Source organism: Bifidobacterium asteroides (assembly GCF_003202755.1).
Taxonomy (GTDB): Bacteria; Actinomycetota; Actinomycetes; order Actinomycetales; family Bifidobacteriaceae; genus Bombiscardovia; species Bombiscardovia asteroides_F.
The window spans coordinates 703,908-721,689 of sequence record NZ_QGLK01000001.1 but is presented as its reverse complement, the minus strand read 5'-3'; the positions used below and the strand labels follow the sequence as shown (position 1 = coordinate 721,689).

12 protein-coding genes and 1 other RNA gene are annotated in these 17,782 nt (G+C 53.1%); 10 read left to right on the top strand and 3 right to left on the bottom strand.

Annotated features, from left to right (window positions below):
- Positions 1–59: 59 nt before the first annotated feature.
- Positions 60–2,072, bottom strand: coding sequence for a family 20 glycosylhydrolase (locus tag DKK74_RS02625; RefSeq protein WP_181414881.1), 2,013 nt, complete (start codon positions 2,070–2,072; stop codon positions 60–62).
- 381 nt (positions 2,073–2,453) lie between these two features.
- On the opposite strand from DKK74_RS02625, the gene DKK74_RS02620 reads away from it, so the two are divergent.
- Both DKK74_RS02620 and DKK74_RS02615 read left to right on the top strand, forming a co-directional pair.
- Positions 2,454–3,731, top strand: coding sequence for an ROK family transcriptional regulator (locus tag DKK74_RS02620; protein ID WP_110412615.1), 1,278 nt, complete (start codon positions 2,454–2,456; stop codon positions 3,729–3,731).
- Positions 3,721–4,620: a carbohydrate kinase family protein gene (locus DKK74_RS02615; RefSeq protein WP_110412614.1), complete on the top strand. Its 900-nt coding sequence runs from the start codon at positions 3,721–3,723 to the stop codon at positions 4,618–4,620. Before DKK74_RS02620 ends, DKK74_RS02615 begins: the two co-directional genes overlap by 11 nt.
- 85 nt (positions 4,621–4,705) lie before the next feature.
- Here DKK74_RS02615 and DKK74_RS02610 read toward each other — a convergent pair whose 3' ends face one another.
- Entirely contained in the window at positions 4,706–6,181 is a 1,476-nt protein-coding gene (locus DKK74_RS02610) for a DASS family sodium-coupled anion symporter (RefSeq protein WP_110412613.1), read from the bottom strand.
- 300 nt (positions 6,182–6,481) lie between these two features.
- Between DKK74_RS02610 and DKK74_RS02605 the strand changes: the two genes are divergently transcribed.
- The 5 genes from DKK74_RS02605 (at position 6,482) to DKK74_RS02585 (ending at position 13,127) form a co-directional block, all read left to right on the top strand.
- Positions 6,482–8,104 (top strand): NAD-dependent malic enzyme, encoded by a 1,623-nt coding sequence (locus tag DKK74_RS02605; protein WP_110412612.1) that lies wholly within the window; start codon positions 6,482–6,484, stop codon positions 8,102–8,104.
- A 229-nt stretch (positions 8,105–8,333) separates the two neighbouring features.
- Complete coding sequence (locus tag DKK74_RS02600; RefSeq protein ID WP_110412611.1) at positions 8,334–9,278, top strand: LysR family transcriptional regulator; 945 nt, start codon at positions 8,334–8,336, stop codon at positions 9,276–9,278.
- Between the two features lie 112 nt (positions 9,279–9,390).
- Positions 9,391–9,789: a transfer-messenger RNA gene (ssrA, locus tag DKK74_RS02595) on the top strand.
- A gap of 1,119 nt (positions 9,790–10,908) precedes the next feature.
- Complete coding sequence (locus DKK74_RS02590) at positions 10,909–12,003, top strand: adenine-specific methyltransferase EcoRI family protein (protein WP_110412610.1); 1,095 nt, start codon at positions 10,909–10,911, stop codon at positions 12,001–12,003.
- 5 nt (positions 12,004–12,008) lie between these two features.
- Positions 12,009–13,127, top strand: a complete 1,119-nt coding sequence (locus DKK74_RS02585) for an HNH endonuclease family protein (RefSeq protein WP_110412838.1) — start codon at positions 12,009–12,011, stop codon at positions 13,125–13,127.
- Between the two features lie 776 nt (positions 13,128–13,903).
- On the opposite strand, the gene DKK74_RS02580 is transcribed toward DKK74_RS02585, so the two are convergent.
- Positions 13,904–14,869: a sugar-binding transcriptional regulator gene (locus DKK74_RS02580; RefSeq protein ID WP_181414880.1), complete on the bottom strand. Its 966-nt coding sequence runs from the start codon at positions 14,867–14,869 to the stop codon at positions 13,904–13,906.
- 126 nt (positions 14,870–14,995) lie between these two features.
- Between DKK74_RS02580 and DKK74_RS08760 the strand changes: the two genes are divergently transcribed.
- The 3 genes from DKK74_RS08760 to DKK74_RS02570 are packed head-to-tail and all read left to right on the top strand — an operon-like array spanning position 14,996 to position 17,703.
- On the top strand, positions 14,996–15,874 hold the full coding sequence (locus DKK74_RS08760; protein WP_219997345.1) for an MFS transporter: 879 nt from the start codon (positions 14,996–14,998) through the stop codon (positions 15,872–15,874).
- Positions 15,875–16,351 (top strand): MFS transporter, encoded by a 477-nt coding sequence (locus DKK74_RS08755; RefSeq protein ID WP_219997344.1) that lies wholly within the window; start codon positions 15,875–15,877, stop codon positions 16,349–16,351.
- Positions 16,352–16,398: 47 nt separating this feature from the next.
- Positions 16,399–17,703 (top strand): four-carbon acid sugar kinase family protein, encoded by a 1,305-nt coding sequence (locus tag DKK74_RS02570; protein WP_110412608.1) that lies wholly within the window; start codon positions 16,399–16,401, stop codon positions 17,701–17,703.
- The last annotated feature ends 79 nt before the right edge of the window (positions 17,704–17,782 follow it).

The window sequence follows — 17,782 nt, the reverse complement described above, 5'->3', positions numbered from 1 at the left end:
AACCCCGCCCTGGAATAGCACCATTGTATCGGACCAAGGGACCATCGCGGCCGATCTAATCAGCAGTTTGTCCCCCGTCGCAACATATCGGCAAAGCCCCAGACTATGGAGGCGATCCGCCCCAGCTCCGATTCACGGCTGACCTGACGCCAAAGCTTGGCGTAAGACTCGAACCAGATCTCCAGAGCATCCGCCAGGTCCCGGTCGGCTCTGGCATCCGGAGCTCCAGGCAGAACATTATGGCGGACGGCCAGACTGCGACCCAGTGCGTTGAAGAGGCGTTGGCCATGGACAGCCATCAACTGGGCCTGCAGGGTTCTGCGCGCATCAGACCGGCATCCGACGGCGGCTCTGCCCATGCGCACAGCCGCGTCAAGCAGCAGAGCGTCACGCTGATCCACCTGCTCAAGACGAATGCGCAAAGCCATGAGCAGGCTCCGGCGAGCTTCGCATGCATCAGCAGACGAATCCAGCCCAGGCATGCCTGGCAATGTGGAGACAAGGAAGTGGGCCACATCCTGGTTGAGGCCCCCATGGCCGTCATCAAGCTCCCAGTAGCGCACCATGTCGTCCCAGCCGAAAACCGAACTGGAGCCTGCCTGGATCAGTGCCGGCAGATAGTCTCCCGTCGCATCCCCGTAGATCAGCAGACCCAGATCCCTGTCCACTCGGTCCCGATTATCGTCGTTCGGGTTCCAGAAGCACTGGGCGGCGTAGGCCATGCCAGGCAGGCTCATGCGCGGATCGTTGATGTGCCCGTAATCGCCCCAGTCGGTGACCATGGCCCCGACGGCACCGTACTGGATCCCGTATCGACTCAGACGGCTGATATTATTCCATGCATCGTCGATTCGAGGAAGGAGAAGATTCCAAGCGTGAACGGCCGAGCAGACTATCTGCCGCGCCCCGGTAGAAGCCACAAGCGCAACCTTTTCCGGCCCTACCTGCGGGTCATAGAGCCAGTTGAGCAGCGTACAGTCCTTGGGCAGCCTGTCCAGGACTCTGGGCATGGACACAGCAACATCGCACCAGAACATGGGATGACGGCCCTGCGCGTGCAGGTGATCACACAGGCCGATCATATAGTCGGCATACATGTCAGCAGGCTCCTTGCTGGAACCATCCTGCCGCGAACGCCCCTTGCCCAGATCGAAGGTCTCGTCCCCACCGATATTAAAGTTTCGCGTACGCATAAGCGGCGCATAGGCGTCAATCAGCTCAGTCGAGAAATCTAGGGCCTGCGGGTGGTTGACATTGATGGTGTGATGCTCCTGGCGCTCTATAAAAGAGTAGGGCCGGTCCGCCTGCTCAGGAAACTCGCCCAGATCCCTGAATCCGCGAGTACGAAGGTTGGTGTAATGGTGGCCGAAGGTGGAAATCGAAGGCACCAACTCGATGCCTAGGCGGGCGCAGTAGTCATCGAAGTCGGTGATCTGCCCGGGCTTCAGAGGGCTTGTGCCCCTCCAGGCTTCGCTCATGCCCGGGAAAGCCATGGTGTGCTCAATATAGAGCTGCAGCTGATTGAACTTATACAGAGCCAATATATCCGCCCAATGCAGCAGCCAGTCCATGGTGGGCACCCGACCCCGGGTCACATCCAGACTGTAGATGCGTGTTGGATAGGCGGGGCGATCCTGGATGCGCAGAGCCGGAAGCACCGGACCACATTGCATGACGATCTGGCGAAGGGTCTGCACCCCCAACCGCAGTCCCTGACCGTCTCCGCCGCGGATATCCACAATCGGGCGACGATCCCTCTGATCAGCGATGCGCAGAAGATACTCCTGGGGACCAAGTTTCTGGTCCAGATCCAACCCAATCGTGCCATTCCACGCCTGCCCTCGCGAATGATCCCAGACCATCCCAGTAGCCTGCTGAATGGTATCTATCAACTGGTCACTCAGAACAGAACCCAGCTCCTTGTCAACTGCTGCACCGCAGACAATTCGGCCCACCACCGGCAACAGCAGCTGGCCTCGATCCCTTTGCATGTGGATCGGCCGGGGAATCAGAGCTAATGGCGGCTCTCTCGGGGGATCGGCGACGGCGTCGATGCCATTATCAAGACTCATTCTCCATACCTTTCCCGCAGCAGATTGATGCCGATGACAACCGTATCGTCGGCATGTTCCAGCCATGACCATCGATGGTCACCCATCAATCTACCCATTTGCCTGGGACGAGAAGAGATTCCGGCATTCATGGTGAACGGGCACCGGCAGAGTCGAATATCCAACGCATAAGCAGCTCACACATGGCGGTGAGCCTGCAAGAACCTACGATCCATCGCTCTGGTAAGGGAGACGTGGCCAACGATGGAATTGCCTCTGTTGAGAAACCTTAAACAGCTTTGACGGGGTTTGCGGAAGAATAATAAACAGTGTTAATATATAAACGTTGTTCATAAAGTACGCGAAGTTAGCGTGACTGCACCACTCAAGGAGGAGGTTGACATGCATGGCAGTCCACACGCCAGCACGCCGAAGGCCCTCTCCGAGCTCAACCAGTCACGCATCGTGCAGTATCTGCACCAGCACGGCACCAGTTCGCGAGCCCAGATCGCCCGGGACCTCAATCTAACGCCAGCTGCGGTGGGCAAGCTGGTGGGCCGTCTGATCGGGCTGGGTCTGATCAGCGAGACCGGCAACATGGACTCAGAGGGCGGCCGTCGATCTATAGGCCTGGCCCTGAACGCTCACCGCTACCAGGTCATCGGAGTCAAGTTCGCCCGCAGCCTGGTCACCATCGGACTGTTCGACATCAGCGGCCGCCTGCTGGACTCGGAAGGGCTGCCCCCCGTCGACCCAGATGACATTCCCGCCGCCGTGGCAGAGGTCAGAACCCGCGTGGAGGGACGACTGGAGACGAACCCTGCCATCGTGGCCGTGGGCATGGCCGTGCCGGGGCCTTATCTGCGCGAGACCGGCCGTATTGCCCTGGTCACCAGCATGCCCGGCTGGCGTGGTGTGGACTTTATCCACGAATTCGGCCAGGCCTTCCGTGTTCCCACGTTCATTGAGCAGGATGCCCGAGCCGGCGCGCTGGCACATAGCCTGTTCGATCCCCGCGTCAGCGCATCCAGCATGGCATACTTCCTGGTGGGCGAAGGCGTTGGGCTGGGAGTCATCGACAGGGGCACCCTGGTGGACGGAAGCCAGGGAGCGGCTACCGAAATCGGCCACGTCAGCATCGATCTGAACGGCCTACCCTGCGAGTGCGGCAACCGCGGCTGCCTGGAATGCTACTGCTCGGCGGTAGCCATCCATCGCCGCATGTGCCAGCCGGATATGCGGGATCACTTCCCTGGAGTCGAGGCCATGACCCACGCTGAGGCCTGCGCAAGTCTGTTCGACCTGGCCCGCACGGGTCAGCAGGTCGCCCAGAACTTGGCGGATCAGATCGCTGACTACGTGGGCTACGGCTGCGTGACCATCGTCAACGCTTACAATCCTGCCCAGATCGTCATCGGAGACATGGTGGGCGCCGCCGGTACCCGCCTGCTGGAACGGGTTCGAACCATTGTGTCCCAGCGTGCCCTGCCTGGGCTGCGTGAGCACACGCAGATTCTGCTCTCCAACCTACCTGCCGATGCGACGCTGACCGGGGCCGCCGCGGTAGCTGCCAGCCAATTTTTAGAACATCCGGCCAGCATCGGTCGCACAGCTGTGAAATCAACAAGCACAAGGCGGGCGCATCGCCCGTCATCAGGAAAGGAACACCATGACCAGTAAACCCGTGGTCCTCAGCATCGGCGAGATCCTCTGGGACGTCCTGCCAACAGGCAAGCGGGCCGGTGGCGCACCGGTCAACTTCAGCTATCACGCCGCAAAGAACGGGGCGGAAGGCTACGCCATCAGCGCCGTGGGACGCGACGACCTGGGCCGAGAGCTTGAGGAGGCGGTCCAGAAGGCCGGCGTCGATGCCGTCCTACAGCACAACGACCACCCCACCAGCACCGTCGAGGTCCAGCTGACCGACGGCATTCCCCAGTACGTCTTCAAGCCCGATGTGGCCTGGGATCATCTGGAATATACGGATGACCTGGCCGGGCTGGCCAGCAAGGCCGACGCCGTCTGCTACGGCACGTTGAGCATGCGCAGCAGCGGGTCCCGCGAGACCTGCCTGCAGGTCCTGCGCCACACCAAGAGCCATGCTATGCGCTTCTTCGACATCAACCTGCGCGGCACCTTCTACAGCAAGGATCTGATCCAGGAGCTGCTGGACATGGCTACGGTCTTCAAGCTCAACGACGAGGAGCTGGTCACCCTGCGCGACATGTTCCACGTCCCCGGAGCCACCGACGACGAGCTCTGCAGCTGGTTCATGGACCAGTGGCATCTGGACACCATCGTGCTGACCGCCGGCAGCGACTACAGCACGATCTACCTGGCGGACGGCCAGTCCTCACACCTGCCCACGCCTGAAGTCACCGTGGCTGACACGGTCGGAGCCGGGGATGCTTTCTCTGGCACCTTCGCCATCAACCGCCTGCTGGGGGCTTCTCTGACCCAGGCCCACCGGGCTGCCGTCAACACCGCCGCCTTTGTCTGCACCCAGCAGGGCGCCTGGCCCGAATATCCCGAGCATATCCCCGACTACCTGGGCCAGCAGAGTCAATGATCCCTCAGCTTTGAGCATGATTTGGTCCCGCCCAATCGAACAGTTGACTGGGCGGGACCAAACTTATATCTACGGTATCAGGAATTTACCAGATGCCGATGAGCCGCCACCAGCCCAGACCCACGGTCAGGAAGATGGCCACGGTCACCAGTCCGCAGATCAGACCAATACGCAGGAACTCAGAGGTCTTGACGTATCCGGCACCGTAAATCAAAGCCGCCGGTCCGGAGGCGTAATGGGTCATGGCGCCGATCAGACCGCTGGCGCATCCCAGCATCAGCGCCGCAGGCATCGCAGGGACCCCGGCAGCCACTGCCACGCTGACGAAGAGCGTGTAGATGGCCGCCACCTGAGCCAGCTCAGAAGCGAACATGTAGTGGATGAAGAAGTAGAAGACCGTCAGAATGACCAGGACCAGCACCCAGGGCATGCCCTTGACCAGTCCGGCGATGATCTCCCCTGCCCAGGTGGTGACGCCCAAGGTGTTCAAGGGTTCCGCCATGCCTACCAGGACACCGAAGAAGATCAGTGTGGACCAGGCCGACTTGTTGGCCACCATGTCCTGCCAGGTGATGATCTTGGTGCACAGCAGCACCGCCACGCCCAGGAAGGCAACAGTGGTGGAATTGATATGGATCACCGAGCCTGTCGCCCAGAGGACCAGCATGACCAGGAAGGTCACGGCCATGATCCACTCATGCATGCTCAGCGGGCCAAGTCCTTTGAGCTCATCCTTGGCATCCTCCTGAGCCTGAGGAACGTTCCGCAGAGTGGGCGGGAAGATGCGGTAGATCAGGGCGGGAACGATGATCAAGCAGATAAGGCCAGGCACGATGCCGGCCAGGGCCCAGGTACCCCACCCGATGTCCACATGGAACTTCTGGGCTAGCTGTCCGACGACCGGGCCGGCTGCCATAGCCGTCAGGAACATGGCCGATGTGATGGCGTTGACGTTGTTGGCCGTAATCGCCAAATAAGCGCCGATGCGTCGCCGGGATTCATCAGTGTCCGGCTTCGAATCCTGCACATCGCTGATTGACGTAATGATCGGGAAAAGGATGCCGCCCAGACGAGCCGTGTTTGACGGGGTGGCCGGCGCCAGGACCAAGTCGGCAGCCGAGAGCCCGTATGCTATGCCTAAGCTGGACTTGCCCAATCGAGACAGAAAGACCAAAGCGATCCTGCGGCCCAGTCCGGTGGAGACAAATCCCTGAGCAATGAAGAAGGCCGCCACAATCAGCCAGATGGAGGCGCTGCCCAGTCCATTGAAAGCCGCCTTCTTGGGATCCAGGGCCCCGGTCAGCATCCCCACTGTCATGCCGATGATAGCCACCGCTGATGTGGGCAGGGGCTGCAAAATCAGCCCAAGGATGGTGCCCACGAAAACTCCCAGCATGTGCATGCCCTGAGGAGTCAGCCCTTTGGGGGGCGGAATCAGGAAGATGACCAGCCCTACCGCTACGCAGATCAGAGCCTTGACCAACTGACCCGTATTGAAAGGCTGACTGGCCCGTGTCTGGGGGTCTCCCCCGCCCCCGCTTGTTCGTACTGTTTCACCCATCTTTGCTCCTTCGCTCATGGTCCGGCGTATGACCGCCTGAAACCGCCGACCTCTTCGTCGGCTTGCTCATGTGGACTTATGCTATGCGGCAGGCGACAAGGACGACAAATAAGCGCCTCCTATATGTAGGACGCCATAACTGGCAGCCGTCTATGACCTCTCAGACCCGCCAAAGACCGGTAAATAGGCGCTTGACGCATATAGGCATTGCTTATTTGCCAGGCCACCAAGGGCTTTTCTAGGCTGATTGCAGAGGTCCGGCAACGCGGCCGGCCCCGATCGTGAAGGACAAGTGAGACCATGACAGGATTCGATACCATCAACGATTCCTATGCCAACCGGGGACTGGGATTCGACTATGGGCAACGGCGGCAACTGAAGCTGGACGGGCTGCTACCTGCTGCCATACAGGATGATGAACAGCGCGAGCGCATCGTTTACCGCCGCTTCCTAGCCCAGCCCACCGATCTGGACAAGCGGCTCTACCTGATGAGTGTCTGCCGCACCGACCGTCGGCTCTTCTACAGGAGCATGGACAAGCACCTGACTGAGTACATGCCCATCGTCTACGCCCCGACTGTGGCCCAGTCCATCCAACGCTACGACGAGTTCTATTCAGGCAGCGACGTGGCCTACATTTCCATTGATCACCCCGAGGGGATTGGCGACGCCCTGGACCAGTACGCCGGCGACCGACCCATCGACCTAGTGGTCTGCACTGACGCGGAAGGCATTCTCGGCATCGGCGACTGGGGCGCCCAGGGTGCTGAGATTCTGACGGGCAAGCTGGCCGTCTACACTGCCGCTGCCAACATCGATCCCTCGCGCGTTTTACCAGTGATGGTGGATGTCGGCACCAACCGTCAGGCTCTTCTGGACAATCCAGACTACGTGGGCAACCACTTCGCCAGGGTCAGAGGCAAGCGCTACGACGACTTCATCGATGACTTCGTCCAGCAGGTCCTGCAACGCTACCCGGAGGCCCTGATCCATTGGGAGGACTTCGGCAGGCCCGAGGCGGCGCCCGTCCTCAAGCGCTATCAGGATCGGATCCTGACTCTGAACGATGACATCCAGGGCACCGGCGTAACCGTACTGGCCGCTCTGATCGCCGCCAGAAAAATCGCCGGAGCCGACCCCAAGGACACCAGGATCATGGTCTTCGGCGCAGGGACCGCCGGTGTGGGCATCGCCGACCAGATCGTGGACGACCTGATCATCCGCCAGGGTATGGATTCAGAGACCGCGCGGAGCAGGGTTCTGCTCTTCGACCGTCAGGGTTTGATCGAGCAGGGACAGGATGATCTGACTGAGGGGCAAACACGATACGCCCGCAAGCCCGATGAGTTCACCTCAGTGACTGACAAGACCTCGCTGGCTCAGGTTGTCGATGCCTTCCAGCCCACGGTGCTCATCGGCACCTCGACCAGAGCCGGAGCCTTCAACCAGGATGTTGTTGAGGCCATGGCCAAGCATGTGGAGCGGCCGCTGATCTGCCCCATCTCCAACCCTACGGAACTGGCCGAGGCCAAGGCTGCCGACGTAATCGCCTGGACCCACGGCCGCGGCTTCGTCATCACCGGCACCCCCTCAAAGCCTGTTGACTACCAGGGGGTCACCTATTCCATCGGACAAGGCAACAACGCTCTCATGTATCCCGGCATCTGCTTCGGGGCCATCGTCGCCAAGGCACGGCTGGTCACCAAGGGGATGCTGTTGGCTGCAGCCTATGCCATCTCCGACATGATCGACGTGGACAAGCCTGGCACCGCCGTGTTGCCACCGGTGGCCGATCTGAAGGAGATCTCACGTCGGGTGGCCACTGCTGTGGCTGCGCAGGCGGTCCAAGAGGGTCTGAACCGGGAGCCGATTGAGGATGTAGACACCGCCGTGGCCAAGGCCCAGTGGCACTACGACGCCTGAGCAAAACCGGCACCTTCGCTTCTTGTGATATTGAAATTTGGGTCCGGCTGGCACGATTGATAACCGATAATCGTGGCGACCGGACTCTCATCATGAGTCAGACCCTATCAATATTCTGAAAGGTCAATCCTCTTAAATCCAACTGAAAATGATAGTGTGGTCGTAAGTGGTCTTTCGCCAAAGTTGACGGATAAGCAATAATCTGAGCAACGACCAAGGGAAGCGGCTCATGACCTATATGGATAATGTCCGCGACCTCGAGCTGCTTACCATGCTGGCCCGGTACGGCAGTTTCACCGATGTCGCGTTGGAGGCGGGCATCTCCCAGCCTGCCGTCTCGCAGGCCATCAGAAGGCTGGAAAAACGTCTGGGAACCAGACTGGTTCAAAGGCAGCGCTTCGGCGCTGGTGACGGCACACAGCTCACCCAGGCTGGAAGAACAGTGGTGGACCATGTCGGCCAGGCCTTGGACCTGATCAACACCCTGCCCGAGGCCCTGGCTGCGAGGACCGGGATTCGACGGCGAACCATCGGCCTGCCGCCCATCATCTCATCGCTACTGAGCTCCGAACAAGAAGAGCAAGAGCGGTGCGGACCAGACAAGAACACGACCGTAGAAACCATAGGATCCCAAAAGCTCTTGAGCCAGATAGAGGCCCACCGTGTGGACTACGGGGCGGTGGCCAGCGTCGATGAATCGCTGAGCGTGGATGGCGTGGAGACGACCAAACTGGCCTCATTCCCCTTCGGCATGGTATGTACCCAGTCCATGGTCGAACGATTGGGTACAGCAGGAATGACCAGTCTGCACCCTGAGGATCTGGCCATGCTTCCCGGGGACGTTCCCTTCGCCACCCTCAACCGCGATTTCGTCCATGCCCAGGCAGCGGAACGGCTGATCCACCTATCTGAACCAGTCAGCCACTTGATTGAGGTCTCCGACGTGGAGACCCTGAAGATGGTGACCACATCCGGTCTGGTCTGCAGCCTGATCACCTCGGCTGGCGTGCACCCTGGCGAAGGCCTGCGCTTCATCCCCTTTGACGGGGATGATATGCCCCGTTTCAACATCTTCCTCTTCAACGACACCAAGCGGGAGGCCTTCCACGAGGATGTGGAGGAGGTGCATGCCTTCAGCGACTATGCCACCAGCCGACTGAGCTCCGTGGCTTGACCAAATGCAAGTCATTGCCCAGGGAGAAGCGGGAATAACCGCAGCATCCATCTGTTGTATACTTACGAGGCTGGTCCGAAATGGCACCAGCGGAGCTTGATAACTCAAGATTGGGGCTGATCGGTTTCGACGGTGACCTGTTCGTCGCAGGGAAGCGTGCCGAGAACGCGGGGGTCCGCTCGTTAATGTCCTCCCGCAAACAACAAGTGCTAAATCTAACCGCACTGAGTTCGCTCTCGCTGCCTGAGCTTCGCGCCAGGATTAACCAGTGAGCAGCTGCTCCGTTCACTCCCCTTCGCCTTCGGGGGGATGCTGAGCGTCATCAAGAAGACTTGCTTGAACTGCCGCGCCACAGGGCGGTTCGGGGACTTTTACTGCGGCTATGCCCGCCACCGGTTGTCTGCGACACAGGTGGGGGCAGACAGATAGCCACAAAGGCCAGCAGACTACGCACGTAGAAGACTGAGGGTGCGGTCACCGGACCGGGGTTCAATTCCCCGCAGCTCCACAAAGGTGGAAATGCTTAACTGTTATAGATTTAGGCTTGATCAAGATGGATGCATACTTGTATTACATATAAAAAGTTGCGTCGGCATAAGAAATTTTTGTATCACGATGCCCAGAGTTCGAAAGTTGACTTTCTGCATTTTAACTTTGTATATTTAAACCGATTCAACAGAATTCAGCATTTCTTAAGCAATAAGCTAACAGAGTCTATAATCATCTGGTATATATTAAAGTCAGATATGTAGCGAAATTGCGGCTTGAGACGGCATCGGCTAACAGTTCAAATACGAATTACTACATCCAACATATGCATTTACGTTATACATTAGCTCCGTTGCCCTAAACGTGGACCGTTATATTCTTATGTTACATGAGAAATAAAACTTATAGTCTTTCTGAAGAACATATCGTCTATTGATATTTACATATATTGCTATATAGGAATATTCTAGCCAAACACGTACGCTCTTCTACTTAATGTAAAAAATTCTCAAGAATCGAACATGAATACCTAACTTTTATTATTCAATTATCAATTAGAAGCGATGCTGTTCATTACTCAACTGCAGCAAATGGTGGAAACAATTAGCTATTCCTAAAACCACTTCGTTTATCAATAAGTCTTCTTAAAGAAATAAAATTGATATCTTTATTTTTTACTGAGTGAAGGATATTTAATTTTAGTTCATAGCGGCTATGGTGTCAGAAAAATGATGGAAACTGATTTTACCGGAGAGCGTGTTAATAGAACTAATATAATACCTAAGTAAAAATATAGTCCAATAAAAGGGAAAATGCTACTGAGAAAATATCTCAGTAGCATTTAAAAACAGCCCTTGCAAGTAACGTTATAACTATATACTTCCTATTCGAAACAGGATCGAACCGATGTTGCATTTGTGCAACGAGTAAAATGACAGATGTCAACCTAAGCAAAAGGAGTGAGCAATAATTTGCATTGACATCATCCATTACAAGAATACCCCGAAGAACTTACTCGTTAATCACATTTGTCGATTACGAACAGTAGAGGGTTTGCAATGCCGCGGAAGAGGCAAGCGGATATCAATGCTGCAATTATCAATGGATTAATTTCGAAGCATTCCAAGGAGTCGGATTAGCAATGGCTGGAAATAAAAATCTAAATGCTGCAGGCAGAGCGAAACGCGACGAGTTCTACACTCAGCTGACTGACATAGAGAAAGAAATGAAAAACTACCGAGACCATTTCTTCGGAAAAGTCATATTTTGTAACTGCGATGACCCTTTTGAATCTAATTTTTTCAAGTATTTTGTGTTAAATTTTAATCGCCTAGGATTGAAGAAGCTTATTGCGACTTGTTATTCCGGCTCACCGATTGCCGGAGAACAGCTATCTTTATTTGACATTGACGGCGACGAGGCAGCAAAAGGCAAGCCTTACAAGGCCGTTGTGACACGAGTTTATGACACTACAGGAGACGGTGGTGTTAACATGCTCGACGTAGCTGAGTTATTTAAATCACATGAGAATGAATTGACCGAGTTGAAAGGTGATGGAGATTTCCGCTCGCCGGAATGTCTTGAGCTGCTCGACGAAGCAGACATAGTGGTCACCAATCCGCCTTTCTCACTGTTCCGCGAATACATTGCAACTTTGGTTGAACATAAGAAACGATTTATTATTATCGGTAACCAAAATGCCATTACGTACAAAGAGGTTTTTCGCTTATTAATGAATAACCACATTTGGCTTGGTTGTACGTCCCCTAAAGAACTCATAGCCCCGGTGAAAGTGAGAGACCGTAAAAATACTTATATCCGTGACGACGGAACAGTTATCGCAAAATTCGGTAATATTTGCTGGTTTACCAATCTTGACTTGAAGAAACGTCATGAGGAATTGATTTTAGTTAAACGCTATAAAGCCGAAGTGTATCCGAAGTACCAAAATTACAATGCGATTAATGTTGATAAAACGGTAGACATACCATGTGATTATCCAGGAATAATGGGTGTTCCGATTTCATTCTTTGGAAAATATAATCCAGAACAATTCGAAATCATAATGATGGCTAATGGCAACGCACGTACTAACACAGATCTAAATACATTGCGTAACGTCGGGTATGTCCATACCGATACTGATAAGGGTGGATTAGGTATTGTTGGCGGTAAACTCGTATATGCAAGAGTTCTTATCCGCAATAGGTACCCTGAAGAGCCAAGGAAGGTGTGATCATAATGCATATCGAAGAACGAAATGTAACTATTCGAGAAGTAACGAAAAATTATTTTAATGATGCTGAAGAAGGTGTAGTTGGTTACGACAATCAACTAGACATTCGACCAAAGTACCAGCGTGAGTTCGTATATAAAGACGAACAACGTGATGCGGTCATTCGAACTGTTATGAGGAAATTGCCTCTTAATGTAATGTACTGGGTAGACCGTGGAAAGCAACTCGAGAGAGGAAAAGATGAGCCGAGATACGAAATTCTAGACGGTCAGCAACGCACAATTTCGATTTGTGAATACGTAATGGGGAATTACTCTGTAGATGACATGGGATTTTTCAATCTTCCTAGTGACAAACAAGAGCAGATCCTCAATTACAAATTGTTGGTATATGTATGTGAGGGTACAGATTCCGAAAAACTTGAATGGTTCCGCATTATTAACATTGCTGGTGAGCAGTTGACCGATCAAGAGTTGCGGAATGCAGTGTATGCTGGGTCGTGGGTATCCGACGCTAAACGTTACTTCTCTAAGACGGGATGTGCAGCGTCCACGTTAGCGAGTGATTATCTCAAAGGTTCTAGTATCCGTCAAGAATATCTTGAAACGGCCATCAAATGGGCCTCTTCCGCGGATAATATTACAATCGAAAGCTATATGGCCAAGCATCAACATGATCAGACAGCTCAAGCTCTTTGGAGCTATTTCCGAAGTGTCATCGATTGGGTACAATCGGTTTTCCCAACGGTGCGTCGAGAGATGAAAGGTCTACCGTGGGGGTTGCTTTACAATGAACATCATAATCGTCAAGATCTCAACCCTAAGGCATTAGAGCAGAGCATCCAGCATCTACTAGGTGACGAGGATGTTACGAAGAAAACTGGTATATACGAGTATCTTCTGACTGGAAATGAAAGCAAGCTAAATATTCGTGCCTTTGATCGTCGCATGCAGCTAGCCGCTTATGAGAAGCAGGGACATAAGTGTGCGATATGCGGGAAGGAGTTTGACTTCGAACAAATGCACGGCGACCACATTAAACCTTGGAGCAAGGGTGGACACACGACTCAAGAAAACTGCCAAATGCTTTGCCGCGATTGTAATTTAAGAAAAGGCGCTCAATAATTCCATATTAACAAACGCAAAATTACAGGAGAAACAAACTTGATTTATACAATTATCAAATTGCCTCATATGATTCCTCATTACTAAATCTGATAATTTCTTTGTAAAATACTACGCAACTAGATATCAGGCATGTTGGCATTCATGATCATAGCAGAGTAAAGGAAAAGAAAGATTTAACGATCTGATAATATTTACAGTCTCGTACGAACGCAACAACAACATTTGTACAGCGACCAGGCTCCTTTATACAGCCAGTATTCATCAACACAATTAAATTAAAGCCACACAATTCCTGTCTAGCGGAAAGTTGTGTGTAAGCAAACGATCTTCAGGCTCTTACTAAGCAATACCAGCAAGTTTTCATATTGGAGTTCTGATAGGCGGCTTTTCAAGAGGATGAAATACGTACACTAAGCTATTTTAGCAATGTTGAAATATATATATCGGCCGAACAGTTTTGATTGACACCGGTCGTAGACCAAAAATCTTGCTTTTGTCAAAGTTAACTATTGGTTTGTCATTTCAATTTCTATGAAGATTAGAATTCTTATATAGAGTATTTTTTATTTGGGTAATGTACTCGAAAAGTGAATTTATAAGTGGAGAGATCTTATCGCATTATTTAGGAAATTATATACTATGTTCTTTGTCATCAGTAAATTGTGCACAGCCATAATAGATCCACGCCATCTGTATAACAATACAGATGTTCGAGTCAACAACAATATTATCAATGTTCACATATATCAAACACATATACCTACTTGCATTAGTTATAGCTCAAGCAGTGTCGCTGCGGTTTGGCGGTCAACCACCAGATGTGTTACAAATCCGGACCTGAGAGCGACATGCAGAGCTTGGACTTTACTGGGGCTAGCTACAAGAAACAACCGCGTTGCCACACTCATCAGCTCGGTGTGGTTCAATCCGGTCGATCTGCTGTTCAGGTCGATGTCACTGGTACTGCCATCGGCCCGGTAAAAAGTGGATGCAAGATTACCGATCACCTTTTGCTCATGCAGGACCTTGATGTCTTTACTGCTCAACAGTCCTGGCGTAAACAACGGGCTCGGGTCAGATCCGTTCGGTGTGCCGACAGAGGTAACCATCATATTCATGTGTTTCCGCAATTCAAGAATCTTACGTATGCTCGATTCCTGATACATGAGATTCCGGGTATTTTCAGAGTCGAAAATAGCGGGAAGAGGAAGAAGTCGCACTGATGCATCAAAGTTCTTATGAAACCGCGAAAGAATCTGGGTGGCATAGTTCTCTCCGAAGGTCTGCGAGTTACCGAACCCGTGCAGCTGAAGTATTCGCATGCCGGGCAAATGACGCTGTTGCAATTGCAAGGACATAGCCTCTATGGTGCGGCCCCAGGCAACCCCGATTGTGGTGTTGGAATGAACAAGAGTATTGAGCCAGATAGCTGCGCATTTTCCTACAGCCATTCTTTTCAATGTGTTGTCTGCGTTGTCGCTGGTATCGGCAACGAGTACTCGGACATGGTATTTCTGGATGAGCCGGTTCTCCAGCTCAAGTGCTGAATTCTTTGTTCTATGGACAACGAATTCAATGACATGCTCCTTTCTGGCCCTTGCAATGAGTCTGGAAACCGTTGAGCGTGAAATACACAACTCCCGTGCCACTCGTTCTATCCTTAGCCCTTGGATCCAATACAATTCCGCCACATCGGCAAGTCGGTCATGAGACATTTCGTTATCAGCTTTATTCGTCATTTGTATCATCTTCGCTACAGTATTTTGACTTCTTTTCTCAAAAATACTGTATCAGGTTTCAAATCACAATAACAATTGGTATAAATTTTCATGTTTTAACCGTACTCATATTGCAAGGAAGCATATATGGCATCTACACAGAAAGCGGTACAACCGCACCGTAGCGGTTATCGCTGGGTTGTCCTTTCGACAATCTTCGTAGGCTACGTTATTTGCATGGCAGATCGCTCCAATATCGGTGCCGTTCTGCCAATGATGAGAAGCGAATTCCAGATTTCAAACTTTGAGGCAGGAGCAGTATCCAGCCTCTTCTTCCTGGGATATGCTGTTTCGCAAATTCCCGCCGGCTTGGTCATGGGTAAGTTTGGCACTAGGAAGATCGTTTCCGTGGCGATTCTAAGTTTTTCGATCGTCACATTCCTCATGGGCCATGTGGGCGGAGCGTTGGCGCTGCTGGTCCTGCGTCTGTTCCTAGGACTGATTGAAGGGCCCACACCCGTAGGCATGACATCGACAATCAACTCATGGTTCCCTTTGAAAGAAAAGGGCATCGCGACAGGTGTCTACATCGGCTCTACCATGGTGGCCCCGATTCTTGTCCCAATAGTTTCCGTGTTCCTGGCTCAAGCATTTGGCTGGAGATCCGTATTTATTTGGTTCTCGGTCCCCGGATTCATCATGGCCTTGGTATTTTATCTGGTCGTCCGTTCTCACCCCAGGGAGAGCAGGCACGTCAACAAAGCTGAGCTTGAGTATATCGAAAGCGACAAGAACGGAGGCAAGGCCACAGCGGTCGATTTCGGCAATATGGGCTGGATCGACAAGGTTATCAGACTGCGCCAGGGCCGTCGTCTCCATCGTAACGGCGAAGTGTTCAAGTCCTGGAACATCTGGGGCGTTACGCTTGCCTACTTCTGCATGAACAACGTGCTCTATGGGATGATTACCTGGATTCCTGACTATTTGAAGAGCGCGCGAGGCTATGGAACCATTTCCATGGGCTAGATGTCGTCCACTCCGTATATCGGAGGTCTGATCGGCGCTATTCTTGGCGGCTTTGTCTCAGATCGTATTTTCCGAGGACGCAGGAAGCCTGCGATGCTGATGACAGCAGTGATGATGGCAATTCTGCTGATTACGCCCAACAGCACCGCACTATTAGCAATCGTACTGATTCTTGCCGGTTTCTTCCTCAACATCGGTTGGTCCGGCTTTACATCCTTTGCAATGAATATAACGACCAATTCAACCTATCCATTTGCCATTTCCATCATCAACAGCGGCGGCAATCTCGGTGGGTTCTTCGCTCAGCTGATCGTAGGTGCGCTGCTCGATGCCACGCACAATTACACAGTGGCATTCAGCTATTTTGTACTGATATTGGTCCTCGCTTTCTTCATTTTGCTCACACTAACCGAGTTCAAACCTGCTGTTGAGCCCAGAAAGGACGAGGCCGTCAAAGTGGAAACAGCTGCCGAATGAGTTGCTCCACCCTATCAGTACAGCTTTGAAAGCAGTAAGGAGCAATTATGACCGAACTTGGCATTGTTGCCGACGACGTCACTGATGGCACTACCGTGGGAGCACTACTGGCGCGCGAAGGAATAGAGCCCACATTGTGCTACGACGCGCGAACCATGGCGGATATCGTAAGCCCCGACGAAGACGTGATTATCACCAGCACTGATTCTCGTGCCATGAAGCCAGAGGAAGCATATAAAGCGGTTCGTGAAGCCACACAGAGTTTACTTTCACTCGGCGCCACACAGTTTTCCAAACGCATCGACACCACCATGCGCGGCAACATAGGTGCTGAGGTGGAAGGAATGCTATCGGCCCTGGATGACGACTATGTCGCTCTTGTGGTGCCGGCGATGCCTCAATCGAAAAAAGTCATGATCGGCGGATATCTGCTGATTGACTCGATTCCCCTGGCAATGACCGACGTCGCACATGATGTGCGCACACCTGTGGTGCTTTCTGATGTGCGCAATCTTGTGCAGTCTCAGATGAAACAAAAGGTGGCTTATGTCCCGGTCGACGATGTAGTGCTCGGCGCCCATACCATAGCAGCTCAACTGCTGCTGCAACGGACGAGAGGCTGCAGGGTCTTTGTGCTTGATGCCGCTACATTGCAGGAGATTCAGTGGATCGCCGATGCCGTCGTCGGTTTGGGATGGAAAGTGGTTGCCGTGGATCCGGGCCCGTTCACACTGGCATTGGCTATGAGGCACAACTCCATTCATCCAAGCCCTCGCCCTGATCGATCAGTACGTACAGAGGCCAGCAAATTCGACAAGGGCATCGTACTTACCTGTGCCGGCAGCGCCACGAAGACCACTCGTATGCAGATGATGCGTTTGGCTGCGGAACCCGGCACAGCGGTTCTATCAGTTGATCCCATGAAACTGATTTCGAATAAGCCTCCAGTATGCAGCGAGGAGATGCAGCGGGTCAAAGAGCAAGCTAGACAAATACTGTCGTCAAGCTCCCATCAGCCGAGGGTGGTACTTCTGGCTGTTGACAATGCCTTAGAAGACAAGCTCCCTGCCAAACCTGACGAATTGACCATGATCAGCGGCCTTCCTGCCGAAGAAGCCTCGAATCTGATAACGGAAAAATTCAGTGAAGTCGCCCGCACGGTGGCCAATATAGTTACTCCCGAACGTTGCGCCAGCTTTTATCTGACGGGCGGCGAGACCACGGTGCGTTTCTGCAAGGCCATCGAGGCACAGGGGCTGCACATGGTCGACTACCTCATTCCTCAAGTAGATCATCAGTTATTGTCGGCGGACCCTTCTCGGGCACGCCAGTCATATGCAAAGGAGGATTGACCGGCGTAGAAGAGACCTCCCTTCAGGTCGTCAACCGCCTTTTCGATGAACAGCATGTCCAAATAAACCAATCAGAGAA

Excerpts from the sequence above, each read along its gene's own strand:
- DKK74_RS02580 (WP_181414880.1), bottom strand. The coding sequence starts at position 14,869 with ATGACGAATAAAGCTGATAACGAAATGTCTCATGACCGACTTGCCGAT.
- DKK74_RS02605 (WP_110412612.1), top strand. The coding sequence starts at position 6,482 with ATGACAGGATTCGATACCATCAACGATTCCTATGCCAACCGGGGACTG.
- DKK74_RS02620 (WP_110412615.1), top strand. The coding sequence starts at position 2,454 with ATGCATGGCAGTCCACACGCCAGCACGCCGAAGGCCCTCTCCGAGCTC.
- DKK74_RS02615 (WP_110412614.1), top strand. The coding sequence starts at position 3,721 with ATGACCAGTAAACCCGTGGTCCTCAGCATCGGCGAGATCCTCTGGGAC.
- DKK74_RS08760 (WP_219997345.1), top strand. The coding sequence starts at position 14,996 with ATGGCATCTACACAGAAAGCGGTACAACCGCACCGTAGCGGTTATCGC.
- DKK74_RS02600 (WP_110412611.1), top strand. The coding sequence starts at position 8,334 with ATGACCTATATGGATAATGTCCGCGACCTCGAGCTGCTTACCATGCTG.
- DKK74_RS02590 (WP_110412610.1), top strand. The coding sequence starts at position 10,909 with ATGGCTGGAAATAAAAATCTAAATGCTGCAGGCAGAGCGAAACGCGAC.
- DKK74_RS02610 (WP_110412613.1), bottom strand. The coding sequence starts at position 6,181 with ATGGGTGAAACAGTACGAACAAGCGGGGGCGGGGGAGACCCCCAGACA.
- DKK74_RS02585 (WP_110412838.1), top strand. The coding sequence starts at position 12,009 with ATGCATATCGAAGAACGAAATGTAACTATTCGAGAAGTAACGAAAAAT.
- DKK74_RS02625 (WP_181414881.1), bottom strand. The coding sequence starts at position 2,072 with ATGAGTCTTGATAATGGCATCGACGCCGTCGCCGATCCCCCGAGAGAG.
- DKK74_RS08755 (WP_219997344.1), top strand. The coding sequence starts at position 15,875 with ATGTCGTCCACTCCGTATATCGGAGGTCTGATCGGCGCTATTCTTGGC.
- DKK74_RS02570 (WP_110412608.1), top strand. The coding sequence starts at position 16,399 with ATGACCGAACTTGGCATTGTTGCCGACGACGTCACTGATGGCACTACC.